At 44.2% G+C, this 22,712-nt stretch carries 24 protein-coding genes; 14 read left to right on the top strand and 10 right to left on the bottom strand.

The window, feature by feature from the left end; translation table 11 throughout:
* Positions 1-12: 12 nt before the first annotated feature.
* Positions 13-1,458, bottom strand: coding sequence for a glyceraldehyde-3-phosphate dehydrogenase (locus U0358_RS06805; RefSeq protein WP_322405746.1), 1,446 nt, complete (start codon positions 1,456-1,458; stop codon positions 13-15).
* 189 nt (positions 1,459-1,647) lie between these two features.
* Here U0358_RS06805 and U0358_RS06800 point away from each other — a divergent pair, with 189 nt between their 5' ends.
* Positions 1,648-2,403, top strand: coding sequence for a DUF2989 domain-containing protein (locus tag U0358_RS06800; protein WP_322405745.1), 756 nt, complete (start codon positions 1,648-1,650; stop codon positions 2,401-2,403).
* On the opposite strand, the gene msrB is transcribed toward U0358_RS06800, so the two are convergent.
* The gene (gene msrB / locus U0358_RS06795; RefSeq protein ID WP_322405744.1) at positions 2,385-2,786 is read right to left on the bottom strand and encodes a peptide-methionine (R)-S-oxide reductase MsrB; all 402 of its coding nucleotides are present in this window, start codon (positions 2,784-2,786) and stop codon (positions 2,385-2,387) included. The two genes, U0358_RS06800 and msrB, sit on opposite strands and share 19 nt — an antisense overlap.
* Before the next feature lie 103 nt (positions 2,787-2,889).
* On the opposite strand from msrB, the gene pyk reads away from it, so the two are divergent.
* The gene (gene pyk, locus U0358_RS06790; RefSeq protein WP_317496908.1) at positions 2,890-4,320 is read left to right on the top strand and encodes a pyruvate kinase; all 1,431 of its coding nucleotides are present in this window, start codon (positions 2,890-2,892) and stop codon (positions 4,318-4,320) included.
* Here pyk and U0358_RS06785 read toward each other — a convergent pair.
* Genes U0358_RS06785 through U0358_RS06770 form a run of 4 tightly spaced genes read right to left on the bottom strand, consistent with a single transcriptional unit; the run spans position 4,317 to position 7,763 of the window.
* The gene (locus tag U0358_RS06785) at positions 4,317-5,162 is read right to left on the bottom strand and encodes a DUF6279 family lipoprotein (RefSeq protein ID WP_322405743.1); all 846 of its coding nucleotides are present in this window, start codon (positions 5,160-5,162) and stop codon (positions 4,317-4,319) included. The two genes, pyk and U0358_RS06785, sit on opposite strands and share 4 nt — an antisense overlap.
* Before the next feature lie 2 nt (positions 5,163-5,164).
* The gene (locus tag U0358_RS06780) at positions 5,165-5,983 is read right to left on the bottom strand and encodes a LytR/AlgR family response regulator transcription factor (protein WP_317496906.1); all 819 of its coding nucleotides are present in this window, start codon (positions 5,981-5,983) and stop codon (positions 5,165-5,167) included.
* Positions 5,980-7,074, bottom strand: coding sequence for a sensor histidine kinase (locus U0358_RS06775; protein WP_322405742.1), 1,095 nt, complete (start codon positions 7,072-7,074; stop codon positions 5,980-5,982). Before U0358_RS06775 ends, U0358_RS06780 begins: the two co-directional genes overlap by 4 nt.
* On the bottom strand, positions 7,074-7,763 hold the full coding sequence (locus U0358_RS06770; RefSeq protein WP_322405741.1) for a flagellar brake domain-containing protein: 690 nt from the start codon (positions 7,761-7,763) through the stop codon (positions 7,074-7,076). The genes U0358_RS06775 and U0358_RS06770 overlap by 1 nt, the downstream gene beginning before the upstream one ends.
* A 76-nt stretch (positions 7,764-7,839) precedes the next feature.
* Here U0358_RS06770 and U0358_RS06765 point away from each other — a divergent pair, with 76 nt between their 5' ends.
* Positions 7,840-9,609: a M61 family metallopeptidase gene (locus U0358_RS06765; RefSeq protein ID WP_322405740.1), complete on the top strand. Its 1,770-nt coding sequence runs from the start codon at positions 7,840-7,842 to the stop codon at positions 9,607-9,609.
* On the opposite strand, the gene U0358_RS06760 is transcribed toward U0358_RS06765, so the two are convergent.
* Genes U0358_RS06760 through U0358_RS06750 form a run of 3 tightly spaced genes read right to left on the bottom strand, consistent with a single transcriptional unit; the run spans position 9,606 to position 12,011 of the window.
* Complete coding sequence (locus U0358_RS06760) at positions 9,606-10,427, bottom strand: M23 family metallopeptidase (protein WP_317496902.1); 822 nt, start codon at positions 10,425-10,427, stop codon at positions 9,606-9,608. The two genes, U0358_RS06765 and U0358_RS06760, sit on opposite strands and share 4 nt — an antisense overlap.
* The gene (locus U0358_RS06755; protein WP_322405739.1) at positions 10,420-11,304 is read right to left on the bottom strand and encodes a 6-carboxytetrahydropterin synthase; all 885 of its coding nucleotides are present in this window, start codon (positions 11,302-11,304) and stop codon (positions 10,420-10,422) included. The genes U0358_RS06760 and U0358_RS06755 overlap by 8 nt, the downstream gene beginning before the upstream one ends.
* Before the next feature lie 59 nt (positions 11,305-11,363).
* Entirely contained in the window at positions 11,364-12,011 is a 648-nt protein-coding gene (locus tag U0358_RS06750; protein ID WP_317497195.1) for a LysE family translocator, read from the bottom strand.
* An 80-nt stretch (positions 12,012-12,091) separates the two neighbouring features.
* Here U0358_RS06750 and U0358_RS06745 point away from each other — a divergent pair, with 80 nt between their 5' ends.
* The 9 genes from U0358_RS06745 to U0358_RS06705 all read left to right on the top strand — a co-directional run bounded on the left by U0358_RS06745 (position 12,092) and on the right by U0358_RS06705 (position 18,804).
* Positions 12,092-12,976, top strand: a complete 885-nt coding sequence (locus U0358_RS06745; RefSeq protein WP_322405738.1) for a LysR family transcriptional regulator — start codon at positions 12,092-12,094, stop codon at positions 12,974-12,976.
* 108 nt (positions 12,977-13,084) lie between these two features.
* Positions 13,085-13,603 carry an acyloxyacyl hydrolase gene (locus tag U0358_RS06740; RefSeq protein WP_322405737.1) on the top strand — a complete coding sequence of 173 codons (519 nt, stop codon included), beginning with the start codon at positions 13,085-13,087 and terminating at the stop codon, positions 13,601-13,603.
* A 75-nt stretch (positions 13,604-13,678) separates the two neighbouring features.
* Positions 13,679-13,969: a PepSY domain-containing protein gene (locus tag U0358_RS06735; protein WP_317496898.1), complete on the top strand. Its 291-nt coding sequence runs from the start codon at positions 13,679-13,681 to the stop codon at positions 13,967-13,969.
* Between the two features lie 21 nt (positions 13,970-13,990).
* The gene (locus U0358_RS06730) at positions 13,991-14,512 is read left to right on the top strand and encodes a cytochrome b/b6 domain-containing protein (protein ID WP_322405736.1); all 522 of its coding nucleotides are present in this window, start codon (positions 13,991-13,993) and stop codon (positions 14,510-14,512) included.
* Positions 14,505-15,113, top strand: a complete 609-nt coding sequence (locus U0358_RS06725; protein WP_317496896.1) for a GNAT family N-acetyltransferase — start codon at positions 14,505-14,507, stop codon at positions 15,111-15,113. Before U0358_RS06730 ends, U0358_RS06725 begins: the two co-directional genes overlap by 8 nt.
* Positions 15,110-15,763, top strand: a complete 654-nt coding sequence (gene alkB, locus U0358_RS06720; protein ID WP_317496895.1) for a DNA oxidative demethylase AlkB — start codon at positions 15,110-15,112, stop codon at positions 15,761-15,763. The genes U0358_RS06725 and alkB overlap by 4 nt, the downstream gene beginning before the upstream one ends.
* 92 nt (positions 15,764-15,855) lie before the next feature.
* A complete protein-coding gene (locus U0358_RS06715; RefSeq protein WP_322405735.1) occupies positions 15,856-18,234 on the top strand; it encodes an intermembrane phospholipid transport YdbH family protein in 2,379 nt (792 codons plus the stop codon).
* Positions 18,235-18,246: 12 nt separating this feature from the next.
* Positions 18,247-18,432: a YnbE family lipoprotein gene (locus U0358_RS06710; protein WP_011234492.1), complete on the top strand. Its 186-nt coding sequence runs from the start codon at positions 18,247-18,249 to the stop codon at positions 18,430-18,432.
* Between the two features lie 15 nt (positions 18,433-18,447).
* Positions 18,448-18,804, top strand: coding sequence for a YdbL family probable chaperone protein (locus U0358_RS06705; RefSeq protein WP_317496893.1), 357 nt, complete (start codon positions 18,448-18,450; stop codon positions 18,802-18,804).
* A gap of 55 nt (positions 18,805-18,859) precedes the next feature.
* Here the strand turns inward: U0358_RS06705 and U0358_RS06700 are convergent, their stop codons facing one another.
* Positions 18,860-19,774 (bottom strand): LysR substrate-binding domain-containing protein, encoded by a 915-nt coding sequence (locus tag U0358_RS06700; protein WP_317496892.1) that lies wholly within the window; start codon positions 19,772-19,774, stop codon positions 18,860-18,862.
* Between the two features lie 111 nt (positions 19,775-19,885).
* Between U0358_RS06700 and U0358_RS06695 the strand changes: the two genes are divergently transcribed.
* The gene (locus U0358_RS06695) at positions 19,886-20,734 is read left to right on the top strand and encodes a DMT family transporter (RefSeq protein ID WP_322405734.1); all 849 of its coding nucleotides are present in this window, start codon (positions 19,886-19,888) and stop codon (positions 20,732-20,734) included.
* A gap of 162 nt (positions 20,735-20,896) precedes the next feature.
* The gene (locus U0358_RS06690; RefSeq protein WP_322405733.1) at positions 20,897-22,639 is read left to right on the top strand and encodes a sensor domain-containing phosphodiesterase; all 1,743 of its coding nucleotides are present in this window, start codon (positions 20,897-20,899) and stop codon (positions 22,637-22,639) included.
* The last annotated feature ends 73 nt before the right edge of the window (positions 22,640-22,712 follow it).

The raw sequence follows: 22,712 nt of genomic DNA, 5'->3' as shown, positions 1-22,712 counted from the left end.
GCGCTTTTTCCATTATTTGGGTAAATTAGGAACCTTAAGTCCGGCCATAGCTTCAGCCACACGAACAACCTGGCAACTATAACCAAATTCGTTGTCATACCAAACGTACAATACAGCTCTGTCGTCTTCTACTATAGTTGCCTGAGAATCAACCACACCAGCATGACGTGAACCCACTAAGTCTGAAGAAACAATTTCAGTCGAAGCGGTATAATCAATTTGATTAGTCAACTCGGAATGCAACGAAACTTTACGCAGATAATCGTTTAATTCATCACGACTTGTCGACTTTTCAAAGTTCAGGTTCATGATTGCCATTGACACATTCGGGGTCGGCACGCGAATGGCATTACCTGTTAACTTACCTGCCATTTCCGGCAGCGCTTTAGCAACAGCTTTAGCCGCACCGGTAGAAGTAATAACCATGTTTAGGGGCGCTGAGCGACCACGACGTTCGGCGGTATGGTAGTTATCAATCAGGTTTTGATCGTTAGTGTACGAGTGAACCGTTTCTACGTGACCGTTACGAATACCAAACTCATCATTTATTGCTTTAAGCACAGGTGTAATCGCATTGGTCGTGCAGCTTGCTGCAGAAACAATTTTATCACTGTCTTCGATCATTTTATCGTTGACGCCAAACACGATATTTTTGATATCACCTTTTGACGGTGCTGTCAGAAGCACTTTATCAACACCTTTTGATTTCAGGTGCAGACCCAGACCATCTTCATCTTTCCAGATACCGGTATTATCGATAACAATCGCGTTGTTAATACCGTACTGGGTATAATCCACTTGGTCCGGCCCATTAGAATAGATCACTTTAATACTGGTACCATTAGCTTTGATGCTTTGACTATCATGATCGACGGTTATTGAACCGTTGAATAAGCCATGGATTGAGTCACGACGCAATAAACTTGCTCGCTTTTCTAAATCGCCATCGCGACCACCTCGAACGACAATGGCACGTAAGCGCATCTTATTGTTGCCACCATTACGTTCAATTAACTGACGAGCCAATAAGCGCCCTATACGCCCAAAACCGTATAAAACGACATCGCGTGGTTCAATATTATCTTCTGAGTCAATGATATCTGCTAACTCACGTTTGACGTAATCTGTAATCGATAAGCCATCAGCTTTATCACCAAACAAGTAGCCATAGGCGAGTTTGCCCAAATCAACGCGTGCCGGAGACAGTTTAAGTTCTGCCATAGCCTGCAAGAACGGAAAGCTCTCGCGTAAACGAACTTTCTGCCCTTCGTGACGAAGAATAAGACGGTGTGCCTTAATTATATTAATGGTCGATACATTTAATAATGAACGGCCATAAACCAAAATTTCAACACCGAAGTTCCGGTACAACTTCCCGAGCAAAGGTTGCATCTGCTCGGCGAATTCCTGACGTTCCTGCCAACTTGATAAGGTTGGATCTTGCTGGTTAGAGTTCATAGTGAGCCCTGTCCTCTATGGTAATGTCTGTGAGCTTATAAAGTACTACACTTAAAAACCGCAATATTGTACTTAAAAGCTTGGCATGAAGCCAATTTTACGGAACAATTGTATTTCACTAAAAAAATGTTGGTATCTATGTTCAAAAAAATTGTCATTACATGTGCAGCTCTCGTCTTAACAGGATGTATGGAAGGGAAACCTTCAGTCCGTGAAATCTGCGAGTCTAGTCCTGCTATTTGTAGCGACTTAAATACCGATAACTGGTGTAATGTAGAACGTAGTAAGCTGATTTACAGTCGTTACGAACGCAGTCTAAGCGATACGAACGAAAACCAGTACTTTGTCATGCGGGATCTGGAAGAGTACTCAAAGTGTATAGAACTGGCCGCAACGCTTGAAATGACAAAATCCAGAGAGAAGCAGTCTGAACGTTTAGAAGCCTTTATTAACTCCCGAAAAAATATAGAGAAGCTTGCTGACGAAACCGCTGATTCCGATCACCCTCTATGGCTATATTGGCATTGGGCCAACCGAGGCGATCAAGGTGCACTGGATGAACTACTGGCGCTAGAAGGCACCAAAAAGATGGAAACGCCTGAGCTCAAACTCGCGCTGGCCACCTATTATACCAAAAAAGACTCTCAAAAAACCTTTGAGCTTCTTTACAGTGCATTACGACTTTATCGCCCCGATGACAAGGTTAACCCGGAAATACCTTCAACGTTAGTTTCTATGTATTTAAAAGAAGGTAATGGTCCCGAAGCTTATGTCTGGTCCCAGGTTGCCTGGCAGCTCGGTCAGAAAAACCTGGATAAAAACAGCATGAAATCAATTGTTAATGCCAGCAAAGACCAATACGACGACTGGGATGATCGCGCCGAAGAGATTGTCGATAAACTTAAAGCCGGCAAATTTCGCGGTTACTATTCGTCGTCTTCGTGACGCATCGACAGTGAATTAACACAATACCGTTGTCCGGTTTCTGTTGGCCCGTCGTCAAATACGTGGCCTAAATGACCACCACATTGACTGCAGAGTATTTCAGTACGGGTCATGCCATGGCTTGAATCTTTTACGTAGTCAATCGATCCTTTAATGGCTTCATCAAAGCTTGGCCAGCCGCAATGCGCATCAAATTGGTGTCCGGCTTCGAAAAGTTTCTGACCACAACCGGCACAACGGTAAACGCCCTCTTTATCACAGCTTAAATATTTTCCTGAAAAAGGCCGCTCAGTGCCCTTTTCTCTTAATACATAATAAGCTTCATCGCCTAATATTTCGCGCCACTCCTGTTCACTTTTGTTACTCCATTCATGTTCATTCATGTTTTCTTAACTCCTTTATCTTTCAATTAAATTTCGTACTACTGTAACAGTCCATGTGCTAAACTTAAGCTTAAATTCATGGGTAAATTTGCTGAGGTTTTGCATGCTTCGTCGTACCAAAATTGTGACTACTCTCGGACCTGCTACAGACTCTGAAGAAACACTCAGAGAACTAATTAAAGCCGGTGCCAATGTTGTTCGTTTAAACTTTTCTCACGGCAATGGTGACGATCACAAGCAGCGCGCCTCTATGGTCAGAAAAATTGCCCGGGAATTAAACGCCCATATTGCCATTTTAGGTGACTTGCAGGGCCCCAAAATTCGGGTTGCCCGCTTTCAACAAAAACAAATTACGTTAGCTGTCGGCGATAAGTTCATTTTAGACGCTGAACTTGGAAAAGACAGCGGCGATCAGGAACGTGTTGGCCTGGACTATAAAGACCTGCCAACAGATGTCAGTCCCGGAGACCTTCTTTTGCTGGATGATGGTCGTATCCAGTTAAAAGTTGAAAACATTGATGGTAGCCAGGTAAAAACAGAAGTCACCGTTGGCGGCGTGCTTTCTAATAATAAAGGTATTAACCGTCAAGGGGGGGGCTTGTCAGCTGCCGCATTAACAGAAAAAGATTTAGCGGACATTAAACTGGCTGCAGAAATCAACGTCGACTACCTCGCGGTTTCATTTCCCCGTTCTGGCGATGACATTAATCAGGCTCGTCACTTGCTCCGGGAAGCCGGTGGACAAGGCGTCTTATGCGCTAAAATTGAACGTGCGGAAGCGGTTGCCAGCGAGCATGCATTAGATGACATCATCAGAGCATCCGATGCCGTTATGGTTGCCCGCGGTGATTTAGGCGTCGAAATTGGTGATGCGCAATTAGTGGGTAAACAAAAGCAGATTATTTCGCGTGCACGCCAATTAAATCGTGTGGTTATTACAGCGACTCAAATGATGGAGTCAATGATTGAGAACCCAATGCCAACCCGCGCCGAAGTGATGGATGTTGCTAATGCCGTACTGGATGGCACAGATGCCGTCATGCTGTCGGCTGAGACGGCTGCCGGGAAACATCCGGTAGCAACGGTAAAAGCCATGGCTGAAATATGCCTCGGTGCTGAAACACATCCAACCGCTCAGTTGCGCCATCAGGATCTGGAAGAAATGTTCTCCAGTATTACCGAGGCGACGGCTATGTCTGCAATGTACGCAGCCACCCACTTAAACGGGGTCAAGGCTATTATAGCGCTAACTGAATCTGGTTTTACCGCTAAGCTTATGTCGAGAATTACTTCTCACTTACCCATATTTGCATTATCCCGCCACCCGCAAAGTCGCGACAAATCAGCTTTGTACCGTGGTGTTTACCCTATAGATTTCGATTCTACCAGTGTCAGTAATCCGATAACTGAAGCTATTGAGGTAGTGAAAAAGAGTGGACATATAAAAGCCGGTGACTTGATCATACTGACCCACGGAGATGTAATGGAAACCGTAGGCTCAAGTAACACTTGTAAGATGATAGAAGTTCGTTAATCGTTAAAATCATCAATTAAAGAGTCAAGAAGGTCGATATATTCATCGGCCTTTTCTATCACTTTTTTGCGTTGTTCCCCAGTCAGGCTCTGATACATATCCCATAAAAACGCTTTGCGAAACTGGCTGTTTTCATCCGCTTTTTGCTGAAGTTCTTCGCTTCTTAATTGTTGGGGGTCAAGAATTAATGCTGATAATCTATTTTCGTCTATCGTTTGCTTCAGCAACGCTTTCTCAAATTCACCTAACCAATTTGAGCGATAGCTTAACCATTGTCCACGTAATTCAGGGGAGTCAGCGACCCAGCTGCGTAATAACTTATCCTGTTCTTTAGTCAGAGAACCAATAATACCTTCCAGGTCCTCTTCTACTTCCGAAATACGATCCAAACTTCTTAGTATCGGGTTTTCTTCCTGGTCATCCTGAAAACGCTGGTAACGGTCTTCCTGCGTCTCTTCTAATCGACGAATGAGCTGTTGCCGCTGCTTGAGTGAAAGGGTCGCTAATAAACTCGCTTCTGCTTCTGTTCGGACTAAAACATTATCCCAGAACGTCCAGAGCTTATCTTCAAAGTCGCTGATATCTTTTTTGTTCAGCGTCTGCTTATCGACCTTATCTCTCAGGTTTTTTAGTTCATTTCTGTACAACGGGAGCTGAGTTTGTGCATGCCAAAGATGCATTTCATCAACTTTCTCTGCTAGCAGCTCTTCCTGCTCACCGGTTAAGTCAACGTAATCCTTTACTTTCCACTCAACCAGAGTGTCAGCAAACTTGTAGCCAAGGTTCGCTGTGCACCCGACTATCAGGATTAAAAAGGTTATTACTGCCAGCAGTCGATACATGATTAGCTCAGAATAAGTTGTTTAATACGGTCTTTATAACTACGGCTTACTTTCAGTTTTTGACCATTCTTCAATTGTAAATGATACTCACCATTTTGCTGGTTACAGAGTTTTTCAACCTGCTTGATATTAACAATGGCCGAGCGATGAACCCGCTGAAACAGTTTAGGGTTTAAATCTTGTTCCAGTTCTTTCATTGTGCGTCGCAGAATATGGGTGTCATCACCAGCATGAATGCACATGTAATCTCCGGCAGCATCAATCCACTTAATGTCTTTGACCGCAACACGTGTTATTTCACCGCTGTCCTTTATGGCGATATAGTCCGGGTATTGGTCTGCGGTGATATTTTCGCCCGATGCCAGTTTCTCCAATAGCGTTTGAGTATCCTGTCCAGTGATTTCTGCAACTAAACTGATGAGTTTATCCTGATGCTCGTCGTTAACTGTCTGCTGTTCACTTATAACGCGATTAACACATTCTGCTAAGCGGTTATCATCAACGGGCTTCAGCAAATAATCTAACGCCCTGACCTCAAAGGCTTTGATAGCGTATGTGTCATAAGCTGTCACAAAAACCACGGTTGGCAACTCATGCCCTTTTTCCTGAATGGCTTTTAATACTTCGAAACCATTAAGCCCAGGCATTTGTATATCGAGAAAAATTAGATCAGGTTTGTTTTCGATAATGACATCGACCGCTTCTCTGCTGCTTTTGCACTCAGGCATTAACTGCAGTTGTTCAAACTCCTGTAAACGAATAGCCAAGCCCTTTCTGGCGAGGGGCTCATCGTCAATAACCAGAGTTTTCAATCGATTCATCTTTGACTCTCCAACATTTCCATCGGAATGGTAATACGAACACAAAGGCCGCTTTCAGCGCCCTTTAACATTTCAAAACGATACTGCTTACCGTATAAGGACTTAAGCCTTTGACGAGTGTTATTAAGCCCGACACCGTCCCTGCGAAATAGCTTTTCCGGGTCTGTTTCTATTTTCGGACCATTATCACACACCTCAAGAATCAGGTTATCTCTTTCTGACCAGGAACGAACTCTGATTTTCCCTACCCCTTCTACGTTTGAAATGGCGTACTTAATTGAGTTCTCAATTAAGGGCTGACAAATTAAACTAGGTACCAGGGCGCTCTTGGTTTCATCTGACAAATGAATATCAATTTCAAGCATTTCATCAAAACGTACTTTTTCAATATCCAAGTACAAAAGCAGCGCGTCCACTTCTTTTTCCAGGGTCACTTTTTTTATTGGTTCGTTATCTAAAGAGAAGCGCAGGAAGTGGCTCAGTTTATTCACCATCAAATTGGCTTTCTCATTCTCTTTTAGCAAAATAAGCGTAGAAATTGCGTTTAAGGTATTAAATAAAAAATGCGGGTTCAGCTGATACCGTAGCATTTTCAACTGCGCCTGGTGCGCCATAGATGAAGCCAGTAACGCTTTTTGCTTCTCCTCCTGCAGCATTTGATAATACTTAATACCAAAGTAAAGCCCGCTCCAGCTAAGAATGATATAGAACTTAGCCAAACTGTTTTTCAAATAGAAAAAGGGACTGTCCGGGCGAAAACCAAATTTATAAATTTCCCAGTACGTTGCGTTATCGACAATGGCCCAGGCTACAGCGGTAATATAAGAAGCCACAATGGCAATTAAGACCATCAACGCCGGAGGAAACTCCCATATACGCCGATACAAGTAGCGGAGCGGAATGGTACTTAAAAAGCCAGCATAAGCACCTAAAATAATAATGAGGGTGTAAATATCCCGCATTTCATGCATTAGTGACCCTATGTAGTTCACCAACGCATAACCTATCCAGCCTCCCGCCTGCAGTAACCAGAAAAATCGATTCCGGTTATCCATCAATAATTGCCACTGAGTTTTTATCGGTTTTTCCATTAGACTGAGGACTCTAAACGCGATAATTCGTCAATATCCACCAGACTTCCGGAAAAAAGTGAATTAACCTCGTTTTTCTGGTTCCCCATAAATTGCACACCCAACTCAAGCTGGTCGTCTACTGGCTTTATTTGCCGGACTATAGCTTTAAGGGTTAAGTCACCATTATTTTTCTGTTCTATTTTAAGAGCAATTTTGCTGCCATTTTCCCAAAGTTCGTCTATGTTACCTTTTGGCTTCTCATGCTTAAGGCGGCACCCACTTTCTGATACATCCAGCACGTGCCCTCTGAAAGTCTTCTCCTCACCTTTTATTGACTGCCCTGAAACTGAAGCAGGTAAAAAGGCATCAAACCTGCGCCCTTTCCTAATAACTCGATGCTCAACCTGATTTGGCCACGTAATAAAAAGCATCTTGGTTGGGTGAGAGATGACATAACTTATTTCACTGCGAAACGCACAAATTTCGCCATTTTCGTTTTCCAGAACAAAACGGACAATAACCGGGGTTTTCTCCTGCAAAAGATCTCGCATCTCGCTGTATTTACGCGCATCGGGCATATTAACGATAACCCAGCGCTCGTTAACGGCGCCGATAAACTCCGAATAAAACCGAGCAGGAACGTTCGAATTGGACACTTGAACTTCTATTTTCTGGCCTGTGACGAGCTGCGAAATTTTGCTTGGCATAGGGGTCTCTTTGCGATGAATCAATATGTTACTATGATCGCTAGTTGTCAGGCTGTGTCAAGCAAAGGAGAACCTCTTGATTGCTTACGATATAACACCCATCGATTTACATGGGCATTTATTTAATGTCGCTCTCACTATTGAGCAAACTAACGATAAGCAGGAACTCTGGTTACCTAACTGGATTCCGGGCAGTTATTTAATACGGGATTTTAGTAAGCACATTGTCGGCTTGCACGCCGAAAGTAACGGCCATCCTCTGGCGGTTGAGCAAGTAAGTAAGAATCGCTGGCAACTGGATCGCTCAAAACATCCTGTTACTGTTCACTATCAGGTATACGCCTGGGACTTATCTGTTCGCTCGGCTTATCTGGATCAGTTTCAGGGCTTCTTTAATAATACCAGCCTGTGCCTTGCCGTAGAGGGTCAAACTGACCTTCCCTGTGAACTGCATTTGCATGCGCCACCACAAGCCCCACATTGGAAGGTCGCAACCGGAATGCCCCGGAAAAATGGACAAGCACATTCCTGGGGAAGCTTCCTGGCTGATAATTATGATGCGTTAATCGATTACCCTTTTTTAATTGGAGACTTAACCATTGAGGAGTTTATTGCTCACGGCATTAAGCATTCTCTGGTTTTAAGCGGCCGCCATAATGCTGACACCTCGCGTATAACCGCCGATTTAGCAAAAATTTGCGAAACTCAAATTAGTCTGTTTGAAGAAGCACCTTTTCAGTCTTATACCTTCCTGACTATGGTGGTAGGAAATGGCTTTGGCGGACTGGAGCACAGAAACTCAACCGCACTGCTTTGCAGCCGTAAAGATCTAATCAGCGCTCATCAATACGAAATGAATGATGACTATCAGACCTTTTTGAGTTTGTGTTGTCACGAATACTTCCACAGCTGGAACATAAAAACTCTGAAACCACAGGCTTTTCTTCCTTATCAGTTGGAGAAAGAGTCGTACACTGAGCAACTCTGGTTCTACGAAGGTATGACGTCCTACTTTGACGACTACCTTCTGCACACCAGCGGCATTATTGATGAAAAGCGTTATTTAAAGCTCTTGGGCGACACCCTATCGCGGGTTGAGCGTGGTGCCGGGCAATATCAACAAAGTGTGACAGAGTCGAGCTTTCTGGCCTGGACTAAGTTTTATCAGCAAAATGAAAATGCGCCGAACAGCATTGTCAGCTATTACGCGAAAGGTGCTTTAATTGCGCTTAGCCTCGACCTCATGTTACGTCTGCAATCCAACCATAAATTGACGCTTGCAAGAGTCATGAAAGAGCTTTGGCATGAGTTTGGTAAAACATCCATTGGCACAGCAGACGACACGGTTATTAACTGGCTAAATCAGTATCCCGGCATCGATGTTTCCGACTTTTTGAAAGACGCCTTATACAACAAGGAATCGCTGTCGCTTGTGACGTTACTGCAAAACTTTGGCGTTATGGTTCAAAAACAGGTGCCCGTTGATGATAACAGCGTTGGTGGAAAAGCTTCGGAACACCCTGCGCGTGTAAACTTTGGAGCTAAGTACAAAGCGTCATCGCAGGGTCTTGACGTTCTTAACGTGTACCATGATGAAAGCGCTTATCACGCAGGTCTTTCTGCAGGCGACAAAATCATCGCAATTGACCATTTGCAGGTAACCGAGCAGTCGGTTAAACGAATTCTGGAGCGCTATATTCCCGGAGATACGGTGACGATTCATGCGTTTCGCCGCGACGAGCTAATGACACTGGAGCTTACCTGGCAAGAGCCCGCTAAAAGCAGCTATGTTTTAAGCGTAGAACAACCAGATAAGCTGAAAGGCTGGTTAACGCCTTCCGGTTAATCCTGATAAAGCTGGGGGAGTAAGGCCGGATCTAACCGTTCATTTCCCCAGTTAACCCGCCAGTCCAGGTGAGGTCCTGTAGCACGGCCTGTGGCACCTATAGCACCAATTGAGTCGCCCTGCTCAACTTTGTCACCAACCTCGACATGCAGTTCACTGAGGTGCAAATAGGTTGTGTTCACTTTATAGCCATGCTCAATAATGATGGTACCGCCTGAGTAAAATAAATCAGGTTCAGCCAGAACAACCTCACCCGGCCACGGCGCTTTAACGGGAGTTCCTGTTGGCCCTGCAATATCTTCCCCATAATGCGGATTACGGGGCTCGCCATTAAAAATTCGCTGACTACCGTAAACACCACTAATGCGGCCTTCGGCGGGCTTAGTAATTACAGTCAAAAAGTCCGTTCGTGTGGTTTCTTTTTGTCTGGCCAGCCAAACCTTTTCCGCTTCTTTTCTGGCTCGCTTTACTTGCTCCGGGTCTGGTGTAACGGTTTTTTGCGGTACGCCATCGACACGGTCAATCTTGTATTCACGAGGCTCTAGCTTGAGTTCTTTAGTGATAGTTTTCTCGCCTTTACTAACGACTAAGGTGTTTTCTAACTCAGCCTTGCGCGGAAAACCAAAAACAATATAACCCTGCTCCGTTACCTGCAGAGCTTCGCCATTCAGTGTTGCGGTAACACCGGGTTCAGACTTAGCGAGAATTAAAGCCCCCTGAGTCAATGAGCCCTTTATTTCTAACGGCAAAGATACATCGGCCGAGGCCACATTCACCGAACACAGCGCTAAAGCAGCGGCAACAATCATTTTACGCATAGGCTATTGCTCCTTTTCCTACCCCTTCAAAGGCGCGAACCTCTACAGCCTGACCCGCATGCTTAGATTTAATTTCTGCTGCCAGAAAATCCGCAATGCACTCCACTGTTGAGTCTGTCTCTATAACAAAGTTCTCTGCATTCGGAACAATAAGCTCAAACAGCCCCTGGTCCGCAACATAGCTGTAATAGGTGTGAGTTAAGTCGCTGGTTGCAGACGTTGCTGGCTCGGACAGCGTCAGTTCTGTCTTTGAACGGACGTCTTCGGTAGTGCCTAAATAAATGTCTTCCCACTTATCTGACCATTCTTTTTCCAACACCGGTTGGCGAATGTTATCCAGTCGAATTTGAATTTTTGAACGATGACCGTGAGCAATACGCTGGCAATTACCGTCGTGCTTTTTCAAGCCATGTGTGTAGTGATAATAAAAGCCATCGATATTTTCTGGTCTCAGAAACAGCTGCAGACCTTCGACATTAACCGGTAATTCGCGCTTTATAACGGCTTTCAAATAGTCCGTTACTGTCTCCATGGAAACAACATCGGCATCGATAAAGGCAAAGGCATCGGCCGGGCAAAACAAATGAATAGAACCTTGTTCCGGGCGCAGAAAATCGACCCAGTTAGCGCTGTCGTCAGAGTTGTGCGTTACTTTTGTATACGAATGCTCGGCCGGTACAACCAATTTATGGTCAACCGAATTATCGATAATGGCTTTAACTTGCTTTTTCACCCGACCGAAGTCGAGCACCATAGATTGTTCATTTAACGCGCCATCCAGCACGATATCGACAATCCAGCTTTCACCAACTACCCCCCTTTCCGGGCATAAGTAAGAGCAATCAATAACGGTCAAATCATTCACAAATAACTGCATAGTGAGCTGTTCTCATCTCTTCTTCGGTAACTGCAACCAGTATAACCTGAAACGCCTTATCAGATAAGCTCTATCAGGTTTGCCCATTCCCATAATAATTTTAGCGATAATAAAATAAGAGCGACTCCCATGGTACGGTCGACCCAATGACTGTAGTGCCAGAGTGTTTTAAAAATACGCGGTTGGGTCAGCAACCAGGTGAGAAATAAAAACCATAGACCGGTCGCAACAATTAGATAAATACCGTAACCAAACTGGATAGCAAAAGGAGTTTCCGGAGCAATAATAGTGGTAAATAAGGTCAAAAAGAAAATTGTCGCTTTAACATTTAAGCCATTAGTAATAAAACCAACAATAAAAGCTTTCCGCTTACGCGGCTGGGTAGCAGCCAATTCACTATCGGACATATCCTTTCTGGGTTTAGCTTTAATGGCCTGAGTTCCAATGAAGCCTAAATACAATGCGCCGGCACAAAGTAGAGTCTGATAGAGCCAGTCGGTCTGGTGGATAATCAGCGCCACACCAATAAGAGAATAAGTAACATGAATAATGATTCCTGATGCCACACCTAAACTCACCCAATAACCAGCCTTGCGACCAAAACTCAGGCTGTAGCGTGAAACCACCGCAAAATCGGGTCCCGGGCTCGCGACCGCAAACAGGTGGATCAAAGCAATAGTTAAAAACTCACTCCAGTAAGACAACACAAACTCCTTATTGCGCAAATCAACTTTAGATGCCAGAATCAAAGTTACTTTTTATTAATTACAGATTACTATTAATCAACATGAAAAACACTAAACTCCCCTCATTAAATGCATTGAGAGTGTTTGATGTCGCCGCCCGAAGTGGCTCTTTTAAACAAGCCTCGCAAGAGCTTGGGGTAACTCAATCTGCGGTCACCCGACAAATACAAACCCTTGAAGAACAGCTCGAAGTCCGTTTATTCCAGCGAGACAACCGGGTTCACTCGCTCACTCCTGTCGGTCTGGAATTAGCCCCTCAAATTGAGCAAATATTTGAGCAACTGGAGCGTACCATTGAGCGCACCCGAAACCTCAGTGACAATACAACAACCCAGTTAAACGTCGCAATCAGTTCTGAGCAACTGCACTTTTGGTTAGCGGCAAAACTTGCCGACTTTCATTCTCTGTATCCGCACATTCAACTTAGCTTTAGTCGTTGTAATGAGTACTTTTTTAATGAAAGCGCCGCAGAAATGGCTTCAGCAATACAACATCAAAGCTGGGATCTTGCCATTGGTTATGGAAAGGTCACAGATAAGCACATTCAGTCCCTTGTGCTACAGAAAAATCAAATGGTCCCGGTTTCTACCATTAAGACCAATGACTCACCTTTCCAGCTGCCCTGGTTAATAAACCCTGAAAACCCTGATCATCAGGCAATGTTAAAGACCTACAGTCAACAATTGAAATCCACACGTATTATTCATTGCAATGATGTACAAATGTCACTGGACTTATCGTCCGCCGAACAAGCCATCGCCTTAATTGACAGTAGTCTTATTACGCCTGGACTGTCTAATTTAAAAGTCTATAACGACTCCGCACAGCCCTGTCAGTATCCACTGAGCATCTTTTATCGCAAACGACAGAGGCAGCCAGTAGCCCTGGTTGCGTTTATAAAGTGGCTGCAAATGATAATTTCTTGAATAAAGACTAAAAAACGCGCAGTCAGTTAGCCAAAGCTCATTTTCCATTTTACATACATTCATGTTTGTATGTAAAATATCACCCCTTTTTGGTTATTGGAGAGTGATATGTGGTTAAGAGCATCACTGGTTGTACTAATAATATCGAGTTTTTCATCTTTTGCAGACGAGGTTCACGTTGCTGGAGCCTATTCCACAGACCAGTTACGCGGCATAAGAGCGGGTTATAGGATTACCAATCTGCCGGTAGAAATGCCCACCTGGTTAGGCTCACCCGATCTTCATTTAGAAGCTGCTTTAAATCACTGGCAGGATTCAAATAACACAGCGGACAACATTACCGCTTTTACCATTAGCCCTATTCTCTCCTGGCAAATAGCCGGAAACAAACGCCCCTTATTCGTTGAAACGGGTATTGGCGGCAGCTACTTTGATAAAACTCAGATAGGTAATCGTCGGTTATCTACCCAGTTTCAGTTTGAAGACCGGGTGTCACTCTCGTGGCAATACAGTCAAAGTTCTGATGCACGAGTAACTTTAGGGTATACCCACTACTCTAATGCCGATATCAAACGCCCGAATGACGGGCTGGACTTTGTATGGTTGAGCTGGGTTTTACCATTTTAATGTAAACAGAGCGTTAGCCTTATTCGGTTGAAGTTGCTACATTTGATTCTAAGTTTTATTCAAAATGGAGGTCTTATGAAGAACCAACTTCTTAAATTATCAGCTATTGCGGCTACCGGTCTATTTTTGTCGGCTTGCGGCAGCCCTGAGTCAGGTATGACACAGTGCACCATGGAGCCTAAAGAAAACTGGTTAGAGCAGGAGCAGTTTCAAGATTCGTTAAAAGAACAAGGTTATGAAATAAGCGAGTTTAAAGTAACTGACGGAAACTGTTATGAAATTTACGGATTTAACCAGAACAAACAGAAAGTTGAAATTTACTTTAATCCTGTAGATGGCAGTATTGTTAAGCAAGAAACCGAGTAACTCAGCAAGAAGGCAGTACCAATGATTATTTGGGATAAATTTATCAGAGCTTTCCATTGGTTGTTGGTACTGTGTTTTTGTCTGAACTATTTTTTCCTAGAGCATGGCAGCAGCATCCACCAAGCTGTAGGTTACACTGCCGCAGCTTTGGTTATGGTACGTATTGTCTGGGGTTTTATTGGACCTCCCAATGCGCGCTTCAAAAATTTCTTTCCCTCATTCTCGGGTATCAAGAATCACTTTTATGAGCTAAAACAACGAAAAATGAAACAGGAACAGGGCCATAACCCACTCGGTGGCCTGATGGTGTTTGCCATTCTAGTTCTGTTTTTAGTTCAGGCTGTTACTGGCTTTCTTCGTGAAGAGATCGATGCACTGTATGGGGACAGCTTTTTAACCTCACTGCATGGCATATCCGCCAATATCATTTTCGCGCTTGTTATTATTCACATTATTGCCGTATTCATTACAGCTTATTTAGGTAAAATAGAACTCATTCGTCCAATGATTAACGGAAAGCGCCGACAAAAACCTCATGACTGATAAAAACACTTCAAGAGAACGTATATACCAAGTTTCCAGTAACCGCGAACAAGCGTCTCACAAACTACGTTACGTGGAAGCTTCAGCCCCCGCAGAGCAAGATTGTCGCTTATGCGTCGGTTCGCTCACCGCAACAGACAGTTCGAAAAGCCAATTTACCATCACGAATACAGTCTATGACGACGTTGCGAAGTTGGCTTTTATGGAAAAGCAGCTCTACTCAAACCAGGCTTACCCTCCTCTGTTTTTCTACCAGGCTTTGCAGCAGTGGCCCAGCACGTTCTTATCGCTAAAAGTTGACGGCAAAGTGGCTGGCTACAGTCTTATAGCGCCTCTGTCTGATAATGCCGTAACACTTATGTCTTTACTGATTGGAAAAGATTTCCAGGGGCAAGGTTTAGGTAAGCAGTTGTTGCAACAGTCGATACGCCTGGCTCAAACCCTGCAGTGTAAACGGCTCGATCTCAGTGTCGCTCCAGACAACGAACCAGCCGTTCGTTTATATGAAAAGTTCGGTTTTTGTGTTACTGAGGCTGTTAAAGATTATTTGGGCCCCGGTGAAGACCGCCTTTTGATGAGCTTACCTTTAGCAAAGACATGACCTCTCTCGATTTATTCGGCAACTTAGGTTCTGAATCGCTGCGTTTGAATATCAGTGAGCAGGCAATATTGTTTCATCAGTTTTTAGCTAAAAATGACGATGCCTTGTTAACTGAGGTTCGTAGTGTCTTAAGGCGCTCCCCTTTACGTCATTTGCAAACACCTGCCGGGCATAAAATGTCGGTTAAAAGTAGTAACTGCGGCGAGTATGGCTGGCTGAGTGATAGAGGGGGCTATCGATACCAAAAGACCGACCCAGTCACCAAGGCGGCCTGGCCAAAAATGCCCTCTCTCATTAGAAGCAAAGCAATAGAGGCAGCAACATTCGCAGGGTTTGCCGATTTTCAGCCAGACGCCTGTCTTATCAACGTTTATTTACCCGGAGCAAAAATGGGACTCCATCAGGATAAAGATGAGACGGACTTTGAAAAGCCCATTGTGTCCTTTTCTTTTGGGTTACCTATCACCTTTATGTGGGGCGGTTTTAAACGCTCTGAGAAGTATCAGAAATTCAGTCTTCAGCATGCCGATGCGCTTGTATGGGGAGGAAGAGATCGCTTGAGGTATCATGGCGTTCAACAGCTTAAGGAGGCTATGCACCCATTAACCGGACGCTGTAGAGTGAATTTAACTATACGCCAGGCCGGTTAACCCGACTTTATCTTGAAGAGCGTATCAGTGCTGACTACAGTGACAAAGCGATAAATTAAAGAACATCGTTTATTAAAAGGGATAATGTCTAAATGAAGCTATGGCGGGTAATATCATTTGGTAGCTCCATGCTTCTCACGCTTCTTCTCATTGTGTTTGCTATAGCACTGTTCGGCTACTTGTATTTAAACCAGCAACTGAAATTAGCTGGTGTTACTGACTGGGAAGTTGAATTTGAGAAACTGACTGCCAGCCACATTGTGATTAAACGGCTGGAAGTAGCAATTGATTCTGTACCCGAATTGGAAGGCACCAGTCCCACTGCAGCGGTAAACCTCACAAAGATACTTTCAATGGAAATGCCGACTTTATTACCAGAACGCATTGATATTAAGTCGCTACAATTGAAAGGTCGGCTATTGCCTGAAAGCGTCTCTGCAAGTCTTTCACTGATAAACAAGCAGCAATTGCGGTTAGAGCTCAATAGCCAGCAGCCACTTGTCGCTAATGTGAGAGTTATTCGACAAGATAACCAGGTAAAACTGAAAGCTCGCTACGACAACGCCCTGTTACAGGCTAATTATGACTACAACTCAGGGAAGCTTAAAGCCGGTGGTAGTTATCTTTTAGCGGCACAACAGTTTGCAGACAAAATAACAACCGAACCAGTGTCGGTTGATGCGAAGTGGAACGGTATTCTTTCACCTTATATTGAGTCAGCAACATTGGAGAGTCTTATTGCTGAATTGTCGGGCGAGCTTGTCGTGTCGATTAAGCAGCCCACTTTAATAAAGGTGACCGACACTACCACAACGACAACAGGTGAGCTTCAGCTGAATTTGAGTAAGGGTATTATGGAGTCTTATCGACTCGAGCTGAATAGTGATACTGAAAACTTAGCGTCGTTAATCGAGTACGATCTACCACTGCAATTGTCGTCGTTGTCCTGGGAGCTCAACAGCCGCGACAGCTTGGGCGTTTCATTGTCTAATGCTCAGCAGGCTGTTAATAAAGCTCGTTGGCCTCTAAAGCTAAATGCTGTAGCTAAAGGTGAAAAAAACAAAACAATTCGCCTCGCGTCTGAGTTATCGATACAACAAAAAAAATGGCAATTTAACTCGCTTGATCTCGATTATGTACAACTAAGTGCGGACAGCATTAAGTTTCCAGTTGCCGGGCAATCAATGGCGATAAGCAAACTCACCTCACAATTTGCAGGAACAGTCTCGACCACAGCTGCCGAACTCCACAGTACTAAGCCAACCCGCATTGAGCTTAATGCTTTCGAAAACGACGCCCTAGCCATACTGAACTTCAATCAAATTTATTATCCGTACTCCGAACCTCATAATGCGCTTGCAGAATTTGACCTTAACATTCACAGCAACGCGATTAATTTCGAACCGATACGGAACCTCGAAGCCGTTTTTGACAGTAAATTTCAATATCAACAACAGCAACTGACAAGTGACGGAGAGCTCGTACTCGGTGACCATATAAAAGTGGCACACCATAGCCAAATTAATTCTGATCGGCTAAAGAGCAAAATTGAAGTTGGCAAATTCAACTGGCAGCAACTTCCACAACTGGACACCCTGCTGACGAATTTAGCGCCTCAGCTTGTTGTCAGTAAAGCAGCTATTAGTGGCCAAACCGATGTCACTTATTCCATAAATGATAACCGCTGGCACCTCGATAAGGGGCAACTAGAGATTCAACAAGGTGACTGGGTTTTTGATACCTTATCTGTGGTTAATAGCAATATTGATTTTGGTTTCACTGCCAATAACGAACAACTTAAGGTTAATAACGCGCAACTTAACATTGGTAGCGTGCAACAAGGTTTTGCACTGGGGCCAATCACCGCTGAATTTAGAGCCCAACTGCCCTTTCAACAACCTATGCAATCCACTCTCGATTTAACCAGTCACACCATTAAAGCTCTTGGTGGCAGCATAAGCATTCCCAACCAGGGTTACTCGTTAACCGACAGCTTTGTACTGCCCGTTGTGTTCGAAAAAATTTCGCTGGGTGAACTCATGCGTCAATATCCAAGCAACAAAATTTCCATAGATGGTAAGGTTTCAGGAACCATCCCTGTTTACTGGGATTCTAACGATTTAACGATAGAAAGAGGTTATCTGGATGCACTGGCACCCGGTGGTCACCTTCAGGTAGATTCATCCGCTCTGGTTCAACTTGCTGGCAGTAACCCCAGCTTACAGACTTTGGCAGGCGTATTGGGTAACTTCTATTATGATCAACTGTCTACAACCGTTGACTATAATGACAATGGTAAATTGACCTTAGCAGTACAGCTAAAAGGCTCTAACCCGGAGCTTGAAAATGGACGTCCGGTTGAGCTTAACGTAAGCTTAGAGGAAGACCTGCCCGCATTGATAAAAGGGCTGCAAATAAGTAATAGCCTGAACGATGTTATCCGTAAACGAGTGCAGCAGAAAATCAACTAAACAGGGAATGATATGAAACGATTATTGTTATTAATAAGCGTGCCTTTATTCGTTCTGGGGTGTACCCCGACGGTACAGGTCGCAGCACCTAAAGAGCCTATTACTATTAACCTAAACGTCAAAATAAAACATGAAATTTACGTTAAAGTTGATAAAGCGCTCGACGATGTAATTTCTGAATCCAGTGGCCTGTTTTAACGACAAAGGAATGCAATGATGAAATATTTACTAACCGCAGTTTTAGTTGTTTTTATTGGCTTATCAAGCCCGCTGGCACAAGCTCAGCAATTAGACTTGCAACAGGCAAAAACGCAATTAAGTGAAGCCAAAGAAAAAGGTCTGGTGGGTGAGAGACCCGACGGTTACCTTGGGGTGGTCAAATCTACAGACACTGCCGAACAGATCGTGAAAAAAATTAATGAGGCCCGTCGTAACGAATATACACGAATAGCCAACGAAAATGACATTGCTGTCGCGGATGTCGAGCTATTAGCCGGCAAGCGTGCCATTGAACTGACTGAGTCAGGCCTTTATGTTAAAGTAGATGGGGAGTGGCAGAAGAAGCCTTAAACGGCTTCTTTACCCTTTCAGTAATGTCATTCGAGCCCAAAACACCGTCTTTGCGTCAGCTAAGAGCAGGCCTTCCCGAACGATCGCGGCAAAGATTCACCAGCCAATCGCCCAGTGCCTCTACTCCCGGGCTTTTTGCAGTCGTTGAGGGGTACACAAAATAAAAGCTATCGTCGGTTTTAATACTATGAAAAGGTAATTCAAATAAGCTTTCAGCACGCTCTTGCTCCGTTGTCATAAACTCGTTAAGCAGTGCTATACCCTGGCCGTATTTCGCTGCTTCGGCCGCCAGTAACAAGTGGCTAAAATGGTGGACTTTCGCTGTTGCAGGGAGCTGTAAATTGGCTTTTTCAAACCAACGCTGCCAATCGGTACCCGGTTTCCCACTTGCAAAGGCACTAATTGCCGACAATAACGGGTACTTTATCAGCTCATCGGCACTTTTTAGCCGGTTAACTTCTGAAAAAAGTGCTTTTGAGCAATAAGGCTTGAGGGTTTCATCGTATAAATGATAACGCTGATAACCTGTAGCCGGTGGCTTTGTTGTAATGAAACAGTCTGCCCAGCGGATATCAAAATTACCATCCTGCGTTAACATTTGTAGAGTCAGTTCAATATTGGGGTAACGTTGGCGAAACTCATCTAGCGCAGGAATTAACCACTTAACCGCCAATGAGCCATGCACAGCCAAGCTTACCTGACGGGAGTCATTTTGTTTAAAGTTAACCGTAGCCTCTTCAATCGTACTGATAGCTCCGGCTACCTCGTTAAAGTAGCTTTCTCCCAGCGCGCTCAACATCGTCTGTCTGCCCCGTCGAATAAACAATTGAGCCCCCAGAGACTCTTCCAGCAGTGCTACTTGGTGGCTGACAGCACTTTGCGATACATGCAAACGCTTAGCCGCTTGAGAGAAACTCTCACAGCGAGCCACTTCGACAAAATACTGTATCGCTCTGAACGGCAAGCTCATTATCTAAAAATCTCATCTTATGATTATTTAATATCATTATATTTTATATCAAACCTTCCGTAAAATGCGCCCAAGTCGTCATCATGTCGTTCCCCAAGGGGCTATAAGAGTATGAATCGTTCGTTAATCATGGCTGTTTTCCTGCTGGTTGTCGGAAACAATATTGTCATTTTCTCAGATTCATTAATAAAATTACTGGATGGTTTTGATGCCCCCTTTCAGTTTGTTTTCTATCGGCAAGTTAGTGCGGCACTCATTTTACTGCCTTTTATCGTATTTTTTAAACGGCCTTTATTGCCGAGAAGACTTCGCTGGCACGCCACAAGGGCGCATATTTTTTTACTTGGTACTGTCTTTATGGTGGTATCACTTACCACCCTTCCGTTAGCAACAGCCAATGCTATTTTCTACGCTGCGCCTATTATTACGGTAGTGCTGGCGCGGCTATTATTTAAAGAGCGAGTTACACGCTTGTCATTGGTCACAGCCGTGTTAGGTATGACTGGCGTGTTGGTTATTATTAACCCAGCATCTGCAAATATTTTTGCGCTGGCTGCTCTGGTTGTGGCTACAACACTAGCTTTGAACAATCTATTAATAAAGAAGCTGCCATCAGAGCATGGCATAATAGACACGCTATATTTGACTAACTTATTAGGTATTCCCGTTGCTGCCTGCCTGACCTGGTTTGAAGGTGCCAGTTTTAATTTAGACACATTATTAATAGCTGTAGGCTCTAGCCTATTTTCTATGATTTATGCTGGTACATGTGTTTTTGCTTATCGGGCGGCCGAAAGTAATAAAATTACCAGCGCAGAATACACGGGCCTTATCGGCGCGGTAGTTTTAGGAATGCTATTTTTTACCGAAACGCCAGATGTCCGTTTTTATGTTGGCTCGGTGTTGATTATTGTGCCGCTAACCGTCCTTACTTTGCGAAATTCTAAGTCAGTTGGTTAACACTAAAAACCAGCTTTTTAAATAAGTGGACTCATGTCGTGAGAAATAAAAAACCTTTAATATCAAACTTTTAAGTGATCGCCTCGGCTATTTTTAAAGTTTTTGATTTTTTATTCAAATTAAGCCATGTAAAATTAGTATTCAGTCTATTGAGGGCACTGAATGCTACACGACTATGAAAGAAAGCGTTTGGCCGCGCTTCGCCAGCTAAATTTATTGGACACATCGCCAAGCGAAAGTTTTGACCGTATAACCCGTATGGCAAGTAAACTTTTCGGTTTACCTATCGCAGCAGTCTCCTTAACAGATAAAGACCGACAGTGGTTTAAATCTCGCGTTGGTGTTGAACATACAGAAATCCCTCGTTTTAAAGCCTGTTGTGGTGAGGTTGCTGATACATCAGGCTTTTTAGTCGTGCCCGACTTGCAGAACTCTCCACTATATCAAAACAGCGTACTGGCGGAATCGGGTGTGCGCTTTTATGCCGGAGCCCCGCTTACGACCCGTGACGGTTATACACTAGGGTCTATGTGTGTACTTGGTAACGAACCCCGCCTAATAACCGACGACGAGCGTGCCCTGCTTCAGGACATGGCTGCTATGGTGATGGACCAGATAGAGCTGCAACACGCCTTCGGACGAATAGACCCCGTAACAGGACTGCCTAACCGCAATCAATTTGTCGAAGACATTGAAGATTTAAAAACAGAGCAAAGCGGGCTCCGCTATGCCTTGCATGTGGATCTATTTGACGAAAACCAGCTCCGTTCACTACAGCGAGTAGTTGGGTTGCCAAGCCTCGATAACCTAGCGCACGACATTGCCGACTACCTGAAACAACAGCTGCAGAACCGCGATCGCCTTTATTACATCGGTGGCTGTGAATATTTGTACTTAGTCGACGACAATGACGAAGACATTAATAAAACAGCCAGAGCTTTGTGGCAATTAGTTAACGACGTGGTGTTGGATGAGTCTTCTCCTTTATTACACACTCCAGTCATTGGAATTGCGCCATTCGAAATTAGCGATGCCTTTGGCGCGGACATAATTCGCACAGTACACAGCGCCAGTCAGGACGCGCGCCTGGCCGGTGAGGACGTAGTTCTGTACTCTCAGCAAATGGATGCAGAGCATCGTCGGCGCTTTACTATTTTGCACGACTTTCGTCAGGCACTGGAGAGTAATGAACAGTTGTTCCTGTATTTTCAACCCAGATTAACTCTCAGCGACAATAAATGTCACTCGGTAGAAGCACTGATACGCTGGCAACATCCTACCCTGGGCACGATTTCTCCAGCCGAGTTTGTTCCTCTGGTAGAGAGTACGTCATTAGTACGGGAAATGACCCACTGGGTATTGCAGCGCTGTATCGAGCAAATCAATCTGTGGCACCAGCAAGGTTGTTCACTGCAAATAGCGATGAATATTTCTGGTAATAATCTGGATGAAGCCGGCTTTGCAAAACGCATATTATCGGCTCTGAAAGCAGCTGATATTGACACTCGCTGGTTCGAGCTTGAACTTACCGAAAGCGCCATTGTAAGCCACAGTAAACAAGCAATGAAGCAATTAAAAACGCTTGCTGAAGCAGGTGTATCAATTGCTATTGACGACTTTGGTACCGGCTACAACACATTGACCTACTTACAAGAAGTTCCGGCACATGTGGTTAAAATTGACACAGCTTTTGTTTTTAACCTTGATCAAAAGCCTCGAAATCAGGCAATCGTGAACGCTATGGTGAGTATGGCGCAACAGTTAGGCTACCGAGTTGTTGCAGAGGGCGTTGAAAACAAAGAAAGTTGCGAATATCTACGTCGAATTGGTTGTAATGAGATACAAGGCTTTTGGTATAGTAAACCTAGCCCTGCCGATGAATGCTGTGCGCTGGCTCGCATCTGAATCAGCGATCTTTTATTGGGCTTACCGCGCTGTCGACCAATACGAACGAACAATAGGTCAGACTTCGCCCCAA

Source organism: Idiomarina sp. PL1-037 (assembly GCF_034422975.1).
Classification (GTDB): domain Bacteria; phylum Pseudomonadota; class Gammaproteobacteria; order Enterobacterales; family Alteromonadaceae; genus Idiomarina.
Note: the sequence above shows the minus strand (reverse complement) of the source record. Positions and strands in the feature narration are given on the sequence as shown.

Excerpts from the sequence above, each read along its gene's own strand:
- U0358_RS06805 (WP_322405746.1), bottom strand. The coding sequence starts at position 1,458 with ATGAACTCTAACCAGCAAGATCCAACCTTATCAAGTTGGCAGGAACGT.
- U0358_RS06800 (WP_322405745.1), top strand. The coding sequence starts at position 1,648 with ATGGAAGGGAAACCTTCAGTCCGTGAAATCTGCGAGTCTAGTCCTGCT.
- msrB (WP_322405744.1), bottom strand. The coding sequence starts at position 2,786 with ATGAATGAACATGAATGGAGTAACAAAAGTGAACAGGAGTGGCGCGAA.
- pyk (WP_317496908.1), top strand. The coding sequence starts at position 2,890 with ATGCTTCGTCGTACCAAAATTGTGACTACTCTCGGACCTGCTACAGAC.
- U0358_RS06785 (WP_322405743.1), bottom strand. The coding sequence starts at position 5,162 with ATGTATCGACTGCTGGCAGTAATAACCTTTTTAATCCTGATAGTCGGG.
- U0358_RS06780 (WP_317496906.1), bottom strand. The coding sequence starts at position 5,983 with ATGAATCGATTGAAAACTCTGGTTATTGACGATGAGCCCCTCGCCAGA.
- U0358_RS06775 (WP_322405742.1), bottom strand. The coding sequence starts at position 7,074 with ATGGAAAAACCGATAAAAACTCAGTGGCAATTATTGATGGATAACCGG.
- U0358_RS06770 (WP_322405741.1), bottom strand. The coding sequence starts at position 7,763 with ATGCCAAGCAAAATTTCGCAGCTCGTCACAGGCCAGAAAATAGAAGTT.
- U0358_RS06760 (WP_317496902.1), bottom strand. The coding sequence starts at position 10,427 with ATGCGTAAAATGATTGTTGCCGCTGCTTTAGCGCTGTGTTCGGTGAAT.
- U0358_RS06755 (WP_322405739.1), bottom strand. The coding sequence starts at position 11,304 with ATGCAGTTATTTGTGAATGATTTGACCGTTATTGATTGCTCTTACTTA.
- U0358_RS06745 (WP_322405738.1), top strand. The coding sequence starts at position 12,092 with ATGAAAAACACTAAACTCCCCTCATTAAATGCATTGAGAGTGTTTGAT.
- U0358_RS06740 (WP_322405737.1), top strand. The coding sequence starts at position 13,085 with ATGTGGTTAAGAGCATCACTGGTTGTACTAATAATATCGAGTTTTTCA.
- U0358_RS06735 (WP_317496898.1), top strand. The coding sequence starts at position 13,679 with ATGAAGAACCAACTTCTTAAATTATCAGCTATTGCGGCTACCGGTCTA.
- U0358_RS06730 (WP_322405736.1), top strand. The coding sequence starts at position 13,991 with ATGATTATTTGGGATAAATTTATCAGAGCTTTCCATTGGTTGTTGGTA.
- U0358_RS06725 (WP_317496896.1), top strand. The coding sequence starts at position 14,505 with ATGACTGATAAAAACACTTCAAGAGAACGTATATACCAAGTTTCCAGT.
- alkB (WP_317496895.1), top strand. The coding sequence starts at position 15,110 with ATGACCTCTCTCGATTTATTCGGCAACTTAGGTTCTGAATCGCTGCGT.
- U0358_RS06715 (WP_322405735.1), top strand. The coding sequence starts at position 15,856 with ATGAAGCTATGGCGGGTAATATCATTTGGTAGCTCCATGCTTCTCACG.
- U0358_RS06710 (WP_011234492.1), top strand. The coding sequence starts at position 18,247 with ATGAAACGATTATTGTTATTAATAAGCGTGCCTTTATTCGTTCTGGGG.
- U0358_RS06705 (WP_317496893.1), top strand. The coding sequence starts at position 18,448 with ATGATGAAATATTTACTAACCGCAGTTTTAGTTGTTTTTATTGGCTTA.
- U0358_RS06700 (WP_317496892.1), bottom strand. The coding sequence starts at position 19,774 with ATGAGCTTGCCGTTCAGAGCGATACAGTATTTTGTCGAAGTGGCTCGC.
- U0358_RS06695 (WP_322405734.1), top strand. The coding sequence starts at position 19,886 with ATGAATCGTTCGTTAATCATGGCTGTTTTCCTGCTGGTTGTCGGAAAC.
- U0358_RS06690 (WP_322405733.1), top strand. The coding sequence starts at position 20,897 with ATGCTACACGACTATGAAAGAAAGCGTTTGGCCGCGCTTCGCCAGCTA.